Annotated in this window: 16 protein-coding genes; 11 read left to right on the plus strand and 5 right to left on the minus strand. The window is 62.8% G+C overall.

Translation table 11 applies throughout. The features are described from left to right. The first annotated feature begins 66 nt into the window (after nucleotides 1-66). From mfd to JQM66_RS00155, 3 genes are all read left to right on the plus strand, one after another. Entirely contained in the window at nucleotides 67-3,579 is a 3,513-nt protein-coding gene (gene mfd / locus JQM66_RS00145; RefSeq protein WP_235227791.1) for a transcription-repair coupling factor, read from the plus strand. 66 nt (nucleotides 3,580-3,645) lie between these two features. Beyond that, nucleotides 3,646-4,617 (plus strand): peptidylprolyl isomerase, encoded by a 972-nt coding sequence (locus JQM66_RS00150; protein WP_235227792.1) that lies wholly within the window; start codon nucleotides 3,646-3,648, stop codon nucleotides 4,615-4,617. A 273-nt stretch (nucleotides 4,618-4,890) separates the two neighbouring features. After that, nucleotides 4,891-6,147, plus strand: a complete 1,257-nt coding sequence (locus JQM66_RS00155) for an acetyl-CoA C-acetyltransferase (RefSeq protein WP_235227793.1) — start codon at nucleotides 4,891-4,893, stop codon at nucleotides 6,145-6,147. Nucleotides 6,148-6,241: 94 nt separating this feature from the next. Here the strand turns inward: JQM66_RS00155 and JQM66_RS00160 are convergent, their stop codons facing one another. Continuing rightward, entirely contained in the window at nucleotides 6,242-6,427 is a 186-nt protein-coding gene (locus JQM66_RS00160; RefSeq protein ID WP_235227794.1) for a ferredoxin, read from the minus strand. A gap of 206 nt (nucleotides 6,428-6,633) precedes the next feature. Between JQM66_RS00160 and JQM66_RS00165 the strand changes: the two genes are divergently transcribed. The 3 genes from JQM66_RS00165 to JQM66_RS00175 all read left to right on the plus strand — a co-directional run bounded on the left by JQM66_RS00165 (nucleotide 6,634) and on the right by JQM66_RS00175 (nucleotide 10,460). Beyond that, entirely contained in the window at nucleotides 6,634-9,699 is a 3,066-nt protein-coding gene (locus tag JQM66_RS00165) for an S-layer homology domain-containing protein (protein WP_235227795.1), read from the plus strand. A gap of 223 nt (nucleotides 9,700-9,922) precedes the next feature. Beyond that, the gene (locus tag JQM66_RS00170) at nucleotides 9,923-10,243 is read left to right on the plus strand and encodes a DUF6442 family protein (protein ID WP_235227796.1); all 321 of its coding nucleotides are present in this window, start codon (nucleotides 9,923-9,925) and stop codon (nucleotides 10,241-10,243) included. 4 nt (nucleotides 10,244-10,247) lie between these two features. Continuing rightward, nucleotides 10,248-10,460, plus strand: a complete 213-nt coding sequence (locus JQM66_RS00175; RefSeq protein ID WP_235227797.1) for a helix-turn-helix transcriptional regulator — start codon at nucleotides 10,248-10,250, stop codon at nucleotides 10,458-10,460. 160 nt (nucleotides 10,461-10,620) lie between these two features. Here the strand turns inward: JQM66_RS00175 and recR are convergent, their stop codons facing one another. From recR to rpe, 3 genes are read right to left on the minus strand one after another with little or no spacing between them, the layout of a single operon-like run. Continuing rightward, nucleotides 10,621-11,220: a recombination mediator RecR gene (gene recR / locus JQM66_RS00180; RefSeq protein ID WP_235227798.1), complete on the minus strand. Its 600-nt coding sequence runs from the start codon at nucleotides 11,218-11,220 to the stop codon at nucleotides 10,621-10,623. Nucleotides 11,221-11,258: 38 nt separating this feature from the next. Then, nucleotides 11,259-12,233, minus strand: a complete 975-nt coding sequence (locus JQM66_RS00185; RefSeq protein WP_235227799.1) for a 1-aminocyclopropane-1-carboxylate deaminase/D-cysteine desulfhydrase — start codon at nucleotides 12,231-12,233, stop codon at nucleotides 11,259-11,261. 4 nt (nucleotides 12,234-12,237) lie between these two features. Continuing rightward, complete coding sequence (gene rpe, locus JQM66_RS00190) at nucleotides 12,238-12,882, minus strand: ribulose-phosphate 3-epimerase (RefSeq protein WP_235227800.1); 645 nt, start codon at nucleotides 12,880-12,882, stop codon at nucleotides 12,238-12,240. Nucleotides 12,883-13,239: 357 nt separating this feature from the next. Between rpe and JQM66_RS00195 the strand changes: the two genes are divergently transcribed. The 5 genes from JQM66_RS00195 to JQM66_RS00215 all read left to right on the plus strand — a co-directional run bounded on the left by JQM66_RS00195 (nucleotide 13,240) and on the right by JQM66_RS00215 (nucleotide 15,609). Beyond that, nucleotides 13,240-13,539 carry an ArsR/SmtB family transcription factor gene (locus tag JQM66_RS00195; RefSeq protein ID WP_235227801.1) on the plus strand — a complete coding sequence of 100 codons (300 nt, stop codon included), beginning with the start codon at nucleotides 13,240-13,242 and terminating at the stop codon, nucleotides 13,537-13,539. Next, complete coding sequence (locus JQM66_RS00200) at nucleotides 13,529-14,350, plus strand: NAD(P)/FAD-dependent oxidoreductase (RefSeq protein ID WP_235227802.1); 822 nt, start codon at nucleotides 13,529-13,531, stop codon at nucleotides 14,348-14,350. Before JQM66_RS00195 ends, JQM66_RS00200 begins: the two co-directional genes overlap by 11 nt. A 26-nt stretch (nucleotides 14,351-14,376) precedes the next feature. Continuing rightward, nucleotides 14,377-14,694 carry a thioredoxin gene (trxA, locus tag JQM66_RS00205; protein ID WP_235227803.1) on the plus strand — a complete coding sequence of 106 codons (318 nt, stop codon included), beginning with the start codon at nucleotides 14,377-14,379 and terminating at the stop codon, nucleotides 14,692-14,694. 96 nt (nucleotides 14,695-14,790) lie between these two features. After that, nucleotides 14,791-14,982, plus strand: a complete 192-nt coding sequence (locus tag JQM66_RS00210; RefSeq protein WP_235227804.1) for a hypothetical protein — start codon at nucleotides 14,791-14,793, stop codon at nucleotides 14,980-14,982. A gap of 69 nt (nucleotides 14,983-15,051) precedes the next feature. Continuing rightward, nucleotides 15,052-15,609 carry a tRNA (mnm(5)s(2)U34)-methyltransferase gene (locus JQM66_RS00215; protein ID WP_235227805.1) on the plus strand — a complete coding sequence of 186 codons (558 nt, stop codon included), beginning with the start codon at nucleotides 15,052-15,054 and terminating at the stop codon, nucleotides 15,607-15,609. A gap of 5 nt (nucleotides 15,610-15,614) precedes the next feature. On the opposite strand, the gene pdxR is transcribed toward JQM66_RS00215, so the two are convergent. Then, a complete protein-coding gene (gene pdxR / locus JQM66_RS00220) occupies nucleotides 15,615-17,006 on the minus strand; it encodes a MocR-like pyridoxine biosynthesis transcription factor PdxR (protein ID WP_235227806.1) in 1,392 nt (463 codons plus the stop codon). Nucleotides 17,007-17,065: the final 59 nt, after the last annotated feature.

A 17,065-nucleotide genomic window follows, 5' to 3' on the forward strand; every position in this document is an offset into this window, starting at 1 on the left:
CGTTTGTTCGGAACGTGGCGGGGGTACATGCCTATAACTTCCAAAATTTTACAAGGAATACACGCTATGGAACGGTTTTTGCAGCAACTGAATACCATCCCCGAGGTGGCGGAGCTGGTCCGCCGGGTGGAAGAGGGCGGCTGTCCGGCGGCGGTCACCGGTCTCCAGCCGGTGCAGCGGGCCTGCGTAGGCGCGGCCGTGGCCCGGGGAACGGACCGTCCGGCAGTGTTCGTCTGCGGTGACGAGCGGGAGGCCCGCCAGCTCTTCGGGGACCTGGAGACCCTGCTGGGAGAGAAGCCGGTGCTGCTGCTGAGCCGGGAGTGGCAGCTGCGTCCCGGTGCCATTGCCTCCCGGGACTGGGAGCGGAGCCGCCTGGCGGCCCTGTATGCCTTGTCCCAGGGCGGGGCGGGCGTGGTGGTTGCCACCGCTGACGCCCTCATGGCCCGGACCCTGCCGCCCCGGCTGCTGCGGTCCCTGACCATCACGCTGGAGGTGGGGGGACAGGCCGACCTGAAGGAGCTGGCGGCAAACCTGCTGGCGGCGGGCTACGCCCGGTGCGACCAGGTGGAGGGCGTGGGCCAGTTCGCCCTGCGGGGCGGCATTCTGGACGTGTTCTCCCCCCTGATGGAGCAGCCGGTGCGCTGCGAGTTCTTCGATGATGAGATCGACTCCATGGGCACCTTTGACCCCGGCACCCAGCGGCGGACCGCCAACATGGAGACGGCCCTGCTGCTGCCCGCCGCCGAGGTGCTGCCCCGCAGCGCGGAGGGCGGCATGGAGGGCCTGGGCGAAAGACTTTTAAAGCTGGCTGATAAGCTGGCCCAGAAGCAAAAGACGGAAGCGGCTGCCGCCCGCCTGCGGGAGGACGGCGAAAAACTGAAAAATGGTGCCGACCCCGGCGGCATGGACCGCTATCTGGCCGCCATCTACCCGGAGGGCACCGCCGGTGTCCACTACCTGCCCCCTGACGCGGTGGTGTTCCTCTGCGAAAGCGGTCGGGTGGACGAGCGGGTGAAGAACACCCTGCTGCAGAATAAGCAGGACATGGAGAGCCTGTTGGAGGCGGGGCTCATGGCGGGCGAGTACGCCAGGCTCCTGCTGTCCGGGGAGGAACTGTACGCCGCCCTGGAGGATTTTCCCGTCATCATGGCAAACTCCCTGCCCACCTCCCGCTACCCCCTGCAGCCCCGGGGGCTTCTGGGCATGACCGCCCGGCAGCTCAGTTCCTACGGCGGAAGCCTGGAAACGGCGGTGGCGGACCTGGAGCAGTACCGGACCAGCGGCAGCGCCGTCCTGGTGCTGTGCGCCGGAGAGAGCCGGGCCCACAACCTGCATCGCATGCTGGAGGACCGGAACATCCCCGCAGTGGTAGACCTGAAAAACGCCGTCATGCCAAAGGCCGGGGAGGTGCGCATCTCCCTGGGCGCTCTCTCCGCCGGCTGCGAGTGGCCCGTTTTGAAACTGGCGGTGCTGACGGAGGGCCAGCTGACGGCCCCTGCCGCCCGGAAGCGGGCTAAGCTGAAAAAGGAGAGCAATCGCCAGAAGATCCAGTCCTACACGGACCTGTCCCCCGGCGATCTGGTGGTCCACACCCACCACGGTATCGGCCGATTTGCGGGCATCCAGCGGATGCCAGTGGACGGCGTGGAGAAGGACTACATCAAAATCGACTACGCTGGGGGCGACTGCCTGTACGTCCCCGCTACCCAGCTGGACCAGGTGAGCAAATACATCGGCGGCGGCGAGGACCAGGAACGGACCCGGCTCAACAAGCTGGGGGGCACCGAATGGGCCAAGCAGAAGACCCGGGCCAAGAAGGCCGCCAAGGACCTGGCCAAGGGTCTCATTGCCCTGTACGCCCAGCGCCAGCGGCAGCCGGGCTTTGCCTTTTCCCCCGATTCTCCCTGGCAGCAGGAGTTTGAGGAGGCCTTCCCCTACGCGGAGACCGACGACCAGTTGCGGGCCATCGCGGAGATCAAAAAGGACATGGAGAAGCCCCGGCCCATGGACCGGCTCCTTTGCGGCGACGTGGGCTACGGAAAGACGGAGGTGGCCCTGCGGGCCGTCATGAAATGCGTGCTGGACGGCAAGCAGGCCGCCATCCTGGTGCCTACCACCGTTCTGGCCCAACAGCATTATGCCACCGCCTGCGGCCGGTTCAAGGACTTCCCGGTGAAGATCGAGGTCCTGTCCCGGTTCACCAGCGCCAAGGAGTCCAAGCGCATCCTGGACGCCGCCAGGCGGGGCGCCGTGGATGTGCTGATCGGCACCCACAAGCTGCTGCAGAAGAATATGGAGTTCAAGGACCTGGGACTGCTCATCATCGACGAGGAGCAGCGCTTCGGCGTCACCCACAAGGAGCGGCTGAAGGAAATGAGTAAACAGGTGGACGTACTGACCCTGTCCGCCACCCCCATTCCCCGGACGCTGAACATGGCCCTCTCGGGCCTGCGGGACATGAGTACCATCGAGGAGCCGCCTGCCGACCGCCAGCCGGTCCAGACCTATGTGCTGGAGCACGACTGGGCCATTCTGGAGGACGCCATGCGGAAGGAGCTCAGCCGGGGCGGGCAGGTGTATTACCTGCACAACCGGGTGGAGTCCATCGACATGACCGCCTCCCGCATCCAGAAGATGCTGGGGCCGGAGGTCCGCATCGTCACGGGCCACGGACAAATGTCCGAGCAGGAGCTGTCCGCGGTCATGCAGGCCATGGTGGACGGCGAGGCAGATGTGCTGGTCTGCACCACCATCATCGAGACCGGCATCGACATCCCCAACGTCAATACCCTCATCATCGAGGACGCCGATAAGATGGGCCTGGCCCAGCTCCACCAGATCCGGGGGCGCATCGGCCGCAGCACCCGGCGGGCCTACGCCTACCTCACCTTCCGCAAGGGCAAGGTGCTGCAGGAGACCGCCGCCAAGCGGCTCTCTGCCATCCGGGAGTACGTAGAGTTCGGCTCCGGCTTCCGCATCGCCATGCGGGACCTGGAGATCCGGGGGGCCGGCAACCTGCTGGGCCCGGAGCAGTCCGGGTATCTCATGACCGTGGGCTACGACCTCTATCTGAAACTGCTGGAGGAGGCGGTCCTGGAGGAGAAGGGCGAGGAGAAGCAGATCGAGACCGAGTGCTCGGCGGACCTGACGGTGAACGCCAACATCCCGGACCGCTATGTGCCCTCCTCCGAGCAGCGGATGGACCTGTACCGCCGCATCGCCGCCATCCGCACCGACGAGGACGCCTCCGACCTGCTGGACGAGATGCTGGACCGCTACGGCGAGGCACCCAGGTCTGTCATGGCGCTGCTGGACGTGGCTCTGCTGCGGGCAGCGGCCGCCAAGGCCGGCGTGTCCGACATCTCCCAGAAGAAGGACGTGCTGAAATTTACCCTGGCCATCTTCCGGCCCGAGGCCCTGGTGGCCGTCTGCGGCCAGGCCAAGTACAAGTACCGCCTGACCATCGCGGCGGGCGACACCCCAGCCCTGACATTGAAGCTAAAGCCAGGCGAGGATGTGCTGGAAACGGCCCTGACTCTGGTGGAGGACCTGAAGCTGGCCTCCGGGAAAACCACATAAGGCAGTCATGGTCCCCTTCCTCCGGGCATATACATGGAAGGACAACCTGGGGAGGAGTGTGGAGCCATGAAGATGCGCATGACCTGTCTGGCCCTGCTGCTGTGCCTGCTGCTGACCGCCTGCGGCGGAAAGGAGCCGGACAGCCAGGGCCGGACTTCGCTTTTGGGGGAAGCTGCCGGTCTGGAGGAGGAAGCGATTTTGTTGACTGTGGATGGGCGTGAGGTGCCTGCCTGGCGGTATCTCTACTGGCTGGCCTGGACCTGCCAGCAGATGCGGGAACGGTATGCGGCCTCCGGGACCGCGCTGGACTGGGACACGCCTGTTTCCGGCGGCACCCTGGCCCAGTATGTGAAGGACCAAGCCCTGGCGGACACGGTTCTGTATGCCGTGGTGGAAAACCTGGCGGAGCAGGCCGGGTATGCCCCATCGGAAGAGGACGTGTCCGAAGCGGTCCTGCCGGACATGGGATTGGGCGAAAACCAGATGGCGCAGCTGGAAGCGGTAGGGCAGATGTACGGCTGGCTGTATGACGGCTACTGCGCCGGGGAGGGAAGCCTGACTCCTACCCGGGAGGAGCTGGAGGCCTACGGAGAAGCCGGGGGTTTCCTGACCCTGGACCGCATCCTCATCCCCGCCGGGGAGGACCGGGAGGCGGCCCGGAAGCGGGCAGCGGAGATGTTTTCCCGCCTCAACGGGGCGGAAGACCAGGGCGCGGCCTTTTCCGCCCTGGCGGCGGAGGGGAGTGACCAGGCGGGCCCCCGCACTCTGACTCCCGACAGCACGGAGCTGGACGCGGAGCTGCTGGCCGCCGCCCGGGAATTGCAGGCGGGCCAGTGCTCCGGAATTCTGGAATCCCAGGAGGGGTTCTCCATCCTGCGGCGGCTGGAGACGGACCCGGAGACGCTGAAAGAACCGTACTTTGACAGCTGTCTGCTGGATCTGGCGGAGGCGGCGGAGGTGACCACTGCTCCGGCCTATGACGAACTGGACCCGGAGGCCTTTGACCATGCCTGGGAACAGGCGCGGATGGAGGAATAACACCTCTGCAAACGACCCATTGTTAATATTTCGTCAATCTGACGAAAACAAGAGAGGTTTTGTCAAAGATTTAACAAAAAATAAAAAGGCGAGCAAAATTCCATTGACGCAGAACTGAAAACCCACTATAATCAAACTCGTGAGGATTTGAATGGAATAAGATTGTCAAAAAAATAGCAATCTGTTCAAACTTTGACGATCCGCACAAGGAATGTGAACCAAGGCGGCAGGAATGGCCGCCATCAAAAAACATGAGAAAATTGGAGGATCACCATGAAAGACCTGTACATCGTGAATTGCTGCAGAACCGCTATCGGCTCCTTCGGCGGCTCCCTGAAGAACACCCCCGCTGCTGACCTGGGCGCTATCGTTGTCAAGGAAGCTCTGAACCGCGCCGGCGTGAAGCCCGAGCAGGTTGACGAGCTGATGTTCGGCTGCATCCTGACCGCCGGTCTGGGCCAGAACGTGGCCCGCCAGGTCTCCATCAAGGCTGGCATCCCCTATTCCGTTCCCGCCTACACCGTGGGCATGGTCTGCGGCTCCGGCATGAAGTCCGTCATCGAGGGCGCCCGCTCCATCCTGGCCGGTGACTCCGACATCGTGGTCTGCGGCGGCACCGAGAACATGAGCGCCGCTCCCTACGCTCTGCCCGCCGCCCGCTGGGGCGCCCGCATGGGCAACAACAAGATGGTCGACACCATGGTGAACGACGGTCTGTGGGATGTTTACAACAACTATCACATGGGCACCACCGCTGAGAACATCAACGACATCTGGGGCATCACCCGCAAGGAGCAGGACGAGTTCGCCGCCGCTTCCCAGCAGAAGACCGAGGCCGCTCAGGCCGCCGGTAAGTTCGACGACGAGATCGTTCCCGTGATGATCAAGGTCAAGAAGGACATGGTGGAGTTCAAGAAGGACGAGTTCCCCAAGGCCGGCGTGACTCCCGAGAGCATCGCCAAGCTGCGCGGCGCCTTCCCCGTGGGTCCCGAGTCCCCCAACCCCGAGGTCGTTCACACCTTTGAGCCCACCGGCTGCAAGGACGCTGAGGACAAGGGCCAGCAGCGTGTCACCGCCGCCAACGCCTCCGGTATCAACGACGGCGCTGCCGCCATCGTGCTGGCTTCCGGCGAGGCTGTTGAGAAGTACGGCCTGAAGCCCATGGTCAAGCTGATCGGCTGGGGCCAGGGCGGTGTTGATCCCAAGATCATGGGTGTCGGCCCCGTTCCCGCTTCCCGCGCTGCTATGGCCAAGGCCGGCGTGACCATCGACGATATCGACCTGGTCGAGGCCAACGAGGCCTTCGCCGCCCAGTCCATCGCCGTGGCCCGTGAGCTGGGCTTCGACATGAGCAAGGTCAACGTCAACGGCGGCGCCATCTCCCTGGGCCATCCCGTTGGTGCTTCCGGCGCCCGTATCATCGTCACCCTGGTGCACGAGATGATGAAGCGCCCCGAGGCCAAGAAGGGCCTGGCTACCCTCTGCATCGGCGGCGGCATGGGTACCGCCGTGGTTGTGGAGAAGTGCTGAGAACTTCCAGGGGGAGCAGGCTCCCCCTAGACGCAAAAAAAGAGTGGACCGCGAAAGCGGCCCGCTCTTTTTATCGTTGCTGCCCCTCCCGGGTTCAGCGTATGACAGAGATAGCATTGACGGGGCAGCCGTTTTCGGCGTTGGAGACCTTGGGGTCCCGGCTGCCTTCCGGCTGGGAAATGACGGTGGAATACTTGCCTACTATCCGAAAAACCTCCGGGGCGGCGTAGGCGCACATGCCGCAGCCGATGCAGCGGGTGGTGTCGACGGTGATGGTCATGGCGGGTCCTCCTCGTTTTTTCTCTATGATACTACATTTTGAGCCGTTCTCCAAGTCCCGGTGAAACCTTTTGCGGCAGTTTTCCGTCTAAGATCAGGAAAGCCTGGGGAAAATTGTTTCCAAATTGACATTTACTTTGCTTTGCGTCTGTGTTATGCTGATAGGCGTTATGTAGACCTTTCGTTTCGGACCGATGGAGGATACCCATGAAAAACTGTTTCCGCAAAACCCTGTCCCTGCTGCTGGCGCTGTCCCTGCTGTGCGCCCTGTCCCTGCCTGCCGCTGCGTCGGAGGCCCTGGGAGAGGACCTGACCAGCAAGGAGATCACCCTGAACGAGGAGACCCAGCTCTCCACCAATGTGTTCTGGAGCACCTCCTATTCTGACCTCCGCCAGGAGAACTTCATCACCTACACGCCCAACCGGGATGTAAAGCCCATCGTCACCTTCGGCGGCGTTCTGACACAGCGCAGCACCGTCACTGCCGCCGCCAAGGCGCTGGAGGCAGAGGGCTATCGTGTAGTGGCCGGCATCAACGGTGACTTCTACAACGTGGGCACCGGCCTGCCCATCGGCATCGTGGTCACCGACGGCCTGCTGCGCAGCAGCGACGCCGGTTATTACGCGGTGGGCTTCAAAAAGGACGGCAGCGCCGTCATGGGCAAGCCCGGCGTCAAGGTGACCGCCAGCCTGGGCTACGGTGTGAATGACGGCTTCGGCAATTACACGGAGTATGTGCGCCCTGTTTTCGGTGTCAACAAGGCCCGGGTCTCCACCGGCGGCATCTACCTCTATACCTATGATTTCAACGACCGCCACACCACCGGCAATACGGAGCCGGGCATTGACGTGGTCTGCTCTGTGGAGAACGGTGAAATCGCCATTGGTGAGACCGTCACCCTGCGGGTGGAGCGGGTCATTGAGGCTGCGGCGGCCACCGCCATCCAGCCGGACCAGGTGGTGCTGTCCGTCAATCTGAAGTCCGACGCCTACCATGTGGACGCCCTGCGGGGCCTGTCCGAGGGCGGCGAGATCACCCTGAAGATCGAGACCTCCAACGATGAATGGGAGGATGTGGAATACGCCGTGGGCACCCTGTACGCTTTGGTGGAAAACGGCCAGGTAATCTCCGGTCTCCAGGCGGGGGCCAACCCCCGCACCGCCGTGGGCCAGAAGGCGGACGGCACCCTGATCTTCTACACCATTGACGGCCGGAAATCCGGCCACTCCATCGGTGCCTCCATGACCCAGGTGGCCCAGCGGCTCATTGAGCTGGGCTGCGAGACTGCCGTCTGCCTGGACGGCGGCGGTTCCACCACCCTGTCCATCACGGAGCCGGACGAGCTGACTGCCAAGGCCATCAACCGGCCCTCCGAGGGCAGTGAGCGGGCGGTCACCAACCAGATCTTCCTGGTGGCCAGCGGCGAGCCCACCGGCCGCCTGTCCCACTTCTATGTGAATCCCGACTATACCTACGTGCTGGCGGGCAGCAAGGTGAACATCTCCGCCGCGGCGGTGGACACCAACTATATTCCCATGGCAAAGAGCTACGATCTGACCGTTTCCGACGGTGAGCTGGACGGCCATGTGCTGACCACCCCCGCCCACGGCGGTGAGATCACTGTCACCGCAAAGAGCGGCAGCAAGAAGGGCACCGCCACTGTCTACGCCATTGAGACTCCGGACGATGTGGCCATCCGCAACAGCAGCGGCACTATCCTGACTTCCCTGACGGTGACCCCCGGCTCCAAGACCACCCTGACGGCCACAGCCGCCTATCAGCACCTGCCCCTGAAGGCAGACCCGGAGGCCTTTACCTGGTCTGTCAGCGGCGATATCGGCACCGTGAGCGCTGACGGCATCCTGACTGCCGGCGCGCCCGGCCAGGGCACCATTACCGTCACCGCTGGCGGCAGGAGCGTTTCCATCCCGGTGACGGTTTCCCGCCTGGCCCTCAAGACTGTGGAGGACTTTGAACAGGCCCGCACCGTCTTCACTGATGGCGCCGGAGACGGCGTGAAGCTGAGCCATGTGAGTGCCGCCGATCAGGTCCGCATGGGCCGGGGCGCCGCCCGCCTGGATTACACCCTCAACGAGGAAGCGGATATGACCGCCCAGTGGACCACCGACAGTGACATCACCGTCAGCCCCAAGGTATACAGCAGCGTGAACCTGTGGGTGTACGGCGACAACTCCGGCAATACCCTGTCCCTGCTGTACAGCGACGGCGACCTGGGCTATCAGGCCAAGCCCGTTGCCACCCTGGACTTCACCGGCTGGAAGCAGGTCTCCGTGGAGCTGGGCACCGGCTTTGCCATCCAGGGCCTGCGGATCAGCGCCCCCGAGCCGGTGGTCTATGACGACGGCCTAGGGAACCTGATCCAGGAGTATCCTGACACGCCCCACAGCGGCACCCTTTATCTGGATCAGATGGTGGCTTCCTTCGGCGGCGCCGTGGACAATGAGGCGCCCAAGGTGACCCTGACGGTGGGCGAGACCACCCTGGGAGCCAGCGTTTCCGACCTGGTGGACGGCGTCCTGCCCTGGTCCGCCGTCTCCGTCACCTGGGACGGCCAGGAGCAGGACTTCTCCTACAACACCTCCACCGGTGCCTTGACCACCTCTCTGGTCTCCGACGGACGACCCCACCGCGTCACCATTACGGCGAAGGATGCCTCCGGCAACATTGGTCGGGCCTCCTATGACGTGCCGGTGGCGGAGGATTATGAATTCTCCTTCACCGATACCAAGGGCTACTGGGGTGCCAACTACGTGGAGTTCCTGTACACCTCCGGCATTACCACGGGCTACGCCGACGGCACCTTCCGCCCCGGCCAGAACATCACCCGGGCCCAGTTCTCTGTGATGCTCTACCGCTACCTGGGTCTGGATGAGAGCAAGTACGCCGACGTGGTCCTGCCCTTTGCCGACAACAACAAGATCGCCGACTACGCGGTGCCTGCCATCAAGGCCCTGTATACCGAGGGCGTCATCAACGGCACTACCGGTAAGGACGGCAAGCTGTATTTCAATCCCAACAACAGCCTGACCCGCGCCCAGGCGGCCACCATGATCGGCCGCACTCAGGAGAAGGGCTATGCCACGGTGGAGCTGACCTTCACGGACGCCGGGAAGATCCCCGCCTACGCCGCTTTCTATATCCAGACCATGGCGGCCCAGGGTGTCATCGGCGGCTACGCCGACGGCAGCTTCAAGCCCAACAACCCCATTACCCGGGGTCAGATGGCGAAGATTCTGTATAATCTCATGTGATTTTTGAAAACAAGAGTCCCGGCGCAACGCGCCGGGACTCTTGTTATATTTCGGCGGACAACGGATGCGGATATCCCGTAATGGAGAGAGGGTTAAGAGAGGAAAGGCAGACTTGATAAAGCTTGTTTTTTGCTGCAAACAAAACTTGGTAAAATGACTTGACAAGTGTACTTGGCAATGGTACATTTGATTTGCACATAAAACTTGGCAAGGAGGTCATTCCATGAACAAAGATGATATTCTGGAAAAGAGCAGACGGGAGAACAAAGGTCCCGACGAGATGGAGCAGTATGTAATGGCTGCTGCCGGTAAAATTGCGGCCAAGGTCGGGATGCTTGTATGCTGTATTGTGGCAATTCTGCAGGTGATTTTTACTGACGCCATCAGCTTTGAAAGCTGGATGATTTATTTCAGTATTTTGGCTGCGACCTTCATAGTAAAATATGTAAAACTTCACAGTAAGCACGAATTATGGGTTGCAGTCCTTTATACGGTGTTGTTTATCATGTTTGCCGTATTGTTTCTGATCAGACTGGTGGGATAAACAGATGAATGATGAATTAATACTGAAAAACAGGTTAAAAGAAGCACGGGCGCAGTCTGGTATGTCGCAAACACAGCTGGCTGAACTGGTCGGTGTATCCAGAAATACGATTAGTTCCATTGAAACCGGGCAGTTTAACCCTACCGCCAAGCTGGCGCTGATATTGTGTATCGCCTTGGACAAGAAATTTGAAGAATTATTTTATTTCCAGGAGTGATGACTTCCGGTTTGTCGGGCCGTTCTAAGAGCGGGATAGCCCGTTTTCGTCAGACGCAGCATTGTACAAAGAATCATCTGGGACTGGCGGATCCTGAATATCGAAACGAAAGACGAAAGGAACAAAACTGCCGCCCGACGGGCGGCAGTTTTGTTTGAATTCAGATGTCTCTCCGTCCCTCCAGGGCCCGCATCAGCGTGGCGTCATCGGCAAATTCCAGATGCCCGCCCACGGGAATGCCGTAGGCCAGACGGGTGACCCGCACGTCGAAGGGTTTTAGCAAACGGGCCAGATACATGGCGGTGGCTTCGCCCTCCGTGTCCGGGTTGGTCGCCATAATGACCTCCTGGACCCCGCCCTTGGCTACCCGCTCCAGCAGGGGCTTGATGGCAAGGTCGTCGGGCCCCACATGGTTCATGGGGGAGATGACGCCGTGGAGCACGTGGTAGTGTCCGTTGTACTCCCGGCTGCGTTCGATGGCGACCACGTCCCGGGGGTCCGCCACCACGCAGATGGTGGAGCCGTCCCGCTTGGGGGAGGCGCAGATGGGGCACAGCCCCCCGGCGGTGAAGTTCTGGCACACGGGGCAGCAGGTGACGGAGTGCTTGGCGTCCAGAATGGCGTCGGCGAACTCCTTGGCCTCCTCCTCGGGCAGCCCCAGCACGTGGAATGCCAGCCGCTGGGCGGACTTGCCGCCGATGCCCGGCAGCCGGGCGAACTGCTCCACCAGTTTTTCAAGAGGCGCGGGGAAGTATTCCATGATCGGTTAGCTCCTTACCATGCGGTGTTGGAATCTGGTCAGCGGGGCAGGTTCATTGCAAACAGCGCTGCGGCGCCGCCGGTATGTACGAACACAATGTTGTCCTGACCGTCGAAGTAGCCCTCCTGCAGCAGCTTCAGCATGCCCGTCCAGGCCTTGCCGGTGTAGACGGGGTCCAGCAGGATGCCCTCCATCCGGGCCAGCTCCTCAATGTACGGGGTATCCTCGGCGTTGGGGATGGCGTAGCCCTGGCCCAGATGGTAGACCATCTGGAAGTCGTCGGGAGTACGCTCAAAAGGAGTATCCAGCAGCTCTGCGGCCCCGGCTGCCAGCGTGGGGACGATCTCCTCGAAGGGGTCGTCGTCCACGCCCATGCCGGTGACCTTCACGCCGGGCTGGTACAGCTTGGCGCCCAGCAGCAGTCCGGCGGTGGTGCCGCCGGAGCCGGTGGCGGAGACAATGTGGCCGATCTGGATACCGGCATCCTGGGCCTGTGCGGTAAATTCCCGGACGCAGTTCACATAGCCCAGGGCACCCAGAGGGGTGGAGCCACCCACGGGGATGTGGTAGGCCTTGCGGCCCTCCTTGGCCAGCTCCGCACTCATGCGGTCCATCTCGGCGTAAATATCATCGTATTTGTCGGTGTCGATAAATTTCACCTGGGCGCCGTAGATGTCATCCAGAATCAGGTTGCCCTTGTGCTCCGTGACGCCCCGCTTCTTCAGGGGCAGGATACACTGCATGCCCAGGCGGGCCGCGCAGGCGGCGGTGAGCATGGCGTGGTTGGACTGGGCGCCGCCGGTGGTGAACACCGTGTCGCAGCCCTGGGCCTTGGCGTCTGCCAGCAGGAATTCCAACTTGCGGACCTTGTTGCCGCCCAGCGCCACGCCGCACAGGTCATCCCGCTTGATCCAGATGTTCTTGCCGTACTTGGCGCTGATGTTCTCCAGCTTGTAAAAGGGAGTGGGGTATACGCCCAGGGGCAGTCTGGGCAGAGAGAGGATATCCTTCATCGTATTAACCTCTCAGTTCCGCGATGCGGGCGGGGATGTCGGGGGCCTTGTAGACGGCGCTGCCGGCCACCAGCACGTTGGCCCCCGCGTCAATGCAGGTCTTGCAGGTGTCGGGGGCCACGCCGCCGTCCACCTCCAGCTCGCAGGCGGGGTTCTTCTCGTCAATGAGCTTGCGGATGGCGGTGACCTTGGGCATCATATCGGCCATGAATTTCTGACCGCCGAAGCCCGGCTCCACGGTCATGACCAAAATCAGCTCCACCTTCTCCAGATAGGACAGCACCGCCTCGGCGGGGGTGGCGGGCTTCAGCACGATGCCGGCCTTCTTGCCCTTGGCGTGGATCTTGTCGATGGCGGCGTGGATGTTCTCCGGCGTGTCGGACTCCACATGGACCGTCACCAGGTCGGCGCCGGCGTCACAGAACCGCTCCACGTACCGGACGGGCTCCACGATCATCAGGTGCACGTCCAGGAACATGTCCGTCACCTTGCGGATGGACTGGAGGACGGGGAGACCGATGGAGATGTTGGGGACGAACACGCCGTCCATCACGTCCACATGGACGTAATCGGCGGTGGAGATGCGGTGGATATCCCTCTCCAGATTGGCAAAATCAGCGGAGAGGATGGAAGGAGCAATTTTGATCATGTGAAAGCCCTCTTTTCTGTCGGTATTGCGGCGGCGGAGTCCGGACAGGCTCCGCGGACCCGGTGGCGGAGGGGCGCGGGACCGCATAGGATGGTGCAAGCGGCCGGGACGCCCCCAGTCAACTGATCCGCGCAGCGTCCGCCCCTGGGCATGGCGCCGCCGCTTTTTTGAATATAGAGAGCCGGTGGGTCCGCCCGCCGGCTCCCCTTTTGCGTCAGCATCAGTGTACCAAACTCCGCCCCCAAAAGCAACCGGGCGGGATAATTTTTGCGGCTGTGGCAAAAGTCACTTCCTTTGTTAGAATATCGTGATATTCTAATGTCGCTAAAAGAAAACTGAGAAAGGGGGCGGCAGACCATGGAAAACCGCATAGACTACCAGGAGCAGGCGGAACTGCTGAAAGCCCTGGCCCACCCGGCCCGCTTGCAAATTGTCCATAGCCTGCTGACCGCCGGCTGCCGGAACGTCCGCTGCATCGAGGAGCATCTGGGCATGAGTCAGTCCGGCATTTCCCAGCATCTGCAGCGGCTGCGGGCAGCCGGTGTGGTGACGGCGGAGCGCAGCGGCAACGAGGTCTACTACCGGGCGTCGTCCCGGCATGTGGCTGCGCTGATGGCGGCACTGATGGGAGAGGAGGAAACGGTCTATGTCCTATGACGTACTGGTGATCGGCGGCGGGCCCGCCGGGCTGTCCGCGGCCCTGAATGTCCGGGCCAGGGGCCGCAGCGTTCTGGTGGTCTCCAACCCGTTGGAGGAAAATCCCCTGTGGCGGGCGGAAAAGGTGGACAACCATCTGGGCATGCCCGCCCTGTCCGGCGCGGAGCTGCTGAAAGCGTTCCGCCGCCACGCAGAGGAGGCCGGCGCGGCGTTCCTGGAGGGAAAGGTGCTGAACACCGTCCGAATGGACGAGACCTGGTATGTGGGCATCGGCAGCGACATGGAGAACGCGAAGGCACTGGTGCTGGCGGGCGGCGTGGCCCGGGGGAAAAAGTATCCCGGTGAGACCGAATTCCTGGGCCGGGGCGTCAGCTACTGCGCCACCTGCGACGGCATGCTGTACCGGAACCGGCCGGTGGCAGTTCTGGGCTTCAGCGACACCGCCAAAAAGGAGGCCGACTTCCTGAGCGGTATCGGCTGCGATGTAACCTATTTTGACAAGCCGAAGAGCTGTACCATCAGCGGCGGTAAAACGGTGGAGCAGGTCACCTGCGATGGCGAGACGGTGCGGGCAGACGGTGTGTTTCTTCTGCGGCCCACCATGGCTCCCACGGACCTGTTTCCGGGGCTGGCGGTGGACAAGGGCTATGTGACAGTGGATCGGAAAATGGCAACCAACCTGCCCGGCGTGTTCGCGGCGGGCGACTGCACCGGCGGACCGCTGCAGGTCTCCAAGGCGGTGGGCGAGGGCTTGGTCGCCGGACAGAGCGCGGCGGCCTTCGCGGCGGAGCTGGCAAGAAAAAACCAATAAAATTATGAAAATAAAGGAGAATCGTTATGGCGATCAAGCATTTGAAGACAGCGGAATTTGAGGCGGCAGTAGAGGCGGCTCCTCTGGCTATGGTGGATTTCTGGGCCAGCTGGTGCGGCCCCTGCAAGATGCTCTCCCCCACGGTGGAGGCCCTGGCGGAGCAGTACGAGGGCAAGGTCCTGGTGGCCAAGGTCAACGTGGACGAGGAGCCGGAATTGGCCCGGGCCTTCGGGGTCATGAGCATCCCCACCGTGGTATTTCTGAAGAACGGCCGGGAGTTCGACCGGAAGGTAGGCTTGATGCCCGCCGGCGCCTTCACCGCCGTGCTGGACAGCAATCTGTAAACATTAAAAAAGGAAGGGCGTGCCGGACAGGTACGCTCTTCCTTTTTTGGACTGGCCGTGTTATACTGGGAGCACATAAAAAAAGGAGGCTTCCCTATGAGCTGTGACAACACCCGTCCCTGCCCCTGTACCGCTGCCTGTCCCCGGCATGGCAAATGCTGTGAGTGCGTCGCCCACCACCGGGACCACGGAGAGGGCGTTCCCGGCTGCTTCTTCTCCCCCGAGGCGGAGGCTACCTATGACCGCAGCGTGGAGGCCCTGGCCCGGGACCGGGGACTGCTGACCTGATACGAAAAGGCTCCTGTTCTGACAGGAGCCCTTTTTTCGGGAGATTTTGACGGATAAGGAGAGAACGGTATGCAGCTGAATACGCTGGGACTGGTTCATGAATTTCTGCGGCAGCATGTGAAAGCGGGGGCTTTCTGCATCGACGCCACGGCGGGCAAGGGCCGGGACACGGCCCTGCTGTGCCGTCTGGCGGGGCCAACCGGCCGGGTGCTGGCATTTGACATCCAGCAGGAGGCCGTGGACCAGACCCGGACGCTGCTGGAGCGGGAGGGCCTGACGGCGGAGGTGATTCTGGACAGCCACGCCAACATGGAGCGGTATGCCCAGCCGGGGGCTGTGGACTGTGTGGTGTTCAACTTCGGCCGCCTGCCCGGCGGCGACCCCCGTATCTTCACCCGGGCGGAGTCCTCGATGGCGGCCATCGGTGCCGGGCTTCGGCTGCTGCGGCCCGGCGGGGTCATGGCCATCGCCCTGTATTATGGCGGGGAGAACGGATATGAGGAGCGGGACACCGTGCTGGAATATTTGAAGACCGTGGATGACCGGGCATATACCGTGCTTTGCTGCGACTGGGCCAACCGGCGGGGAGAGCCGCCCATGCCCATCTTCCTCTGGAAGGAGCACTGACTGCATCAGTCCTCAGAGAAGACGGCCTCCAGCAGGGAGACGGTCTCCTCCAGCCGGGCGGGCTCCAGACCGCCGTAGTTCACCACCAGCGTGTGGGCGTAGGCGGGGTCAGGGGTCGCCGCGTATTCCGACAGAAAAGCTAGTTTCACACCCAGGCGCTCTGCCTTTTGGCGGAGCGCCTGGTCGCTTTTGGGCGTGTTCAGCCGCAGCAGGAAATGAAGACCGGCGTCCTGCTCGGAGAAGGTGACCCGGTCAGCGAAAGCGCTGCTCTGGAAGGCCTCAATGACGGCGGTCCGGCGGGTGCGGTATTCCTTCCGCATCCGGGAGAGGTGCTGCTCATAATGGCCGCCGGACAGGAACCGGGCCAGAATGTGCTGGTCCAGAACGGGGACGGTGCAGGCGTAGAAATCCAGCTCTCGCCGGTACTGCTCCAGCAGCCGGGGCGGCAGAACCATGAAGCCCACACGCATGGAGGGGGAGATGGTTTGGGAGAAGGTGTTCATGTAGATCACCCGGCCGCCGCTGTCGATGCTCTGGAGGGTGGGGATGGGACGGCCGGTGAAGCGGAACTCGCTGTCGTAGTCATCCTCGATGATGTACCCGCCCCGGTCCTCTGCCCAGCGCAGCAGGGCCTGCCGCCGGCCAATGGGCGTCACCAGGCCGGTGGGATAGTGATGGGCGGGGGAGATGTGGGCCACGGCGGCGCCGGAGGCGGTCAGAGCCTCCGGGTCCATGCCCTGCCGGTCCAGCGGCACAGGGCGGCAGCGGACACCGCATTTGCCGTAGACCTGGCGGATCTTGGGGTAGCCGGGGTCCTCCACGGCGAAGACGGCGTTGCCGTCCGGTGCCAATAACTGCGCCAGCAGCAAATAGAGATATTCGGCACCGGCGCCGATGACGATCTGCTCCGGCCGCACCGCCATGCCCTTGAAGTCCCGCAGGTCGCCGGCAATGGCCTGCCGCAGTTCCAGAAGCCCCTGGTGGGGAGCCGGGGCCAGAAAGACGCCCTCCGACAGCACCTGCCGGGTGAGGCGAGCCCAGGTTGCCACGGGAAACCGGGAGGTGTCGGCCCGGTTGCGGCTCAGGTCCAGCCGCCAGACGGGGGCGGGGGGCTCTGGCGCGATGGTGGCGGGTGCGGCGGCCGCCGGGACCCGGTCCACAGGGCTGACGAAAAAGCCCCGCTTGGGCAGGGTGTGGACGTAGCCCTCGGCCTCCAACTGCTGATAGGCGTTTTCCACGGTGATGACGGACACCCGCAGGTGCTCCGCCAGAGCCCGCTTGGAGGGCAGCCGCTCGCCGGTAGCCAGAACGCCCTCCAGAATGTCCGCCCGGATGCGCTGGTACAGGTATTCATACAGGGACAGGCCGCCCCGGTCTTCCATAGAATAGGTCAACATATGAGGTCCTCCGATCTGACCTTATAAAAAAGACGGGAATTGGATATTTCAAACATATC

It is taken from the genome of Oscillibacter valericigenes, from assembly GCF_021531915.1.
GTDB classification, from domain to species: Bacteria; Bacillota; Clostridia; order Oscillospirales; family Oscillospiraceae; genus Oscillibacter; species Oscillibacter valericigenes_A.

Coding starts and splice junctions, on each gene's coding strand:
- mfd (WP_235227791.1), top strand. CDS start 67: ATGGAACGGTTTTTGCAGCAACTGAATACCATCCCCGAGGTGGCGGAG.
- JQM66_RS00150 (WP_235227792.1), top strand. CDS start 3,646: ATGAAGATGCGCATGACCTGTCTGGCCCTGCTGCTGTGCCTGCTGCTG.
- JQM66_RS00155 (WP_235227793.1), top strand. CDS start 4,891: ATGAAAGACCTGTACATCGTGAATTGCTGCAGAACCGCTATCGGCTCC.
- JQM66_RS00160 (WP_235227794.1), bottom strand. CDS start 6,427: ATGACCATCACCGTCGACACCACCCGCTGCATCGGCTGCGGCATGTGC.
- JQM66_RS00165 (WP_235227795.1), top strand. CDS start 6,634: ATGAAAAACTGTTTCCGCAAAACCCTGTCCCTGCTGCTGGCGCTGTCC.
- JQM66_RS00170 (WP_235227796.1), top strand. CDS start 9,923: ATGAACAAAGATGATATTCTGGAAAAGAGCAGACGGGAGAACAAAGGT.
- JQM66_RS00175 (WP_235227797.1), top strand. CDS start 10,248: ATGAATGATGAATTAATACTGAAAAACAGGTTAAAAGAAGCACGGGCG.
- recR (WP_235227798.1), bottom strand. CDS start 11,220: ATGGAATACTTCCCCGCGCCTCTTGAAAAACTGGTGGAGCAGTTCGCC.
- JQM66_RS00185 (WP_235227799.1), bottom strand. CDS start 12,233: ATGAAGGATATCCTCTCTCTGCCCAGACTGCCCCTGGGCGTATACCCC.
- rpe (WP_235227800.1), bottom strand. CDS start 12,882: ATGATCAAAATTGCTCCTTCCATCCTCTCCGCTGATTTTGCCAATCTG.
- JQM66_RS00195 (WP_235227801.1), top strand. CDS start 13,240: ATGGAAAACCGCATAGACTACCAGGAGCAGGCGGAACTGCTGAAAGCC.
- JQM66_RS00200 (WP_235227802.1), top strand. CDS start 13,529: ATGTCCTATGACGTACTGGTGATCGGCGGCGGGCCCGCCGGGCTGTCC.
- trxA (WP_235227803.1), top strand. CDS start 14,377: ATGGCGATCAAGCATTTGAAGACAGCGGAATTTGAGGCGGCAGTAGAG.
- JQM66_RS00210 (WP_235227804.1), top strand. CDS start 14,791: ATGAGCTGTGACAACACCCGTCCCTGCCCCTGTACCGCTGCCTGTCCC.
- JQM66_RS00215 (WP_235227805.1), top strand. CDS start 15,052: ATGCAGCTGAATACGCTGGGACTGGTTCATGAATTTCTGCGGCAGCAT.
- pdxR (WP_235227806.1), bottom strand. CDS start 17,006: ATGTTGACCTATTCTATGGAAGACCGGGGCGGCCTGTCCCTGTATGAA.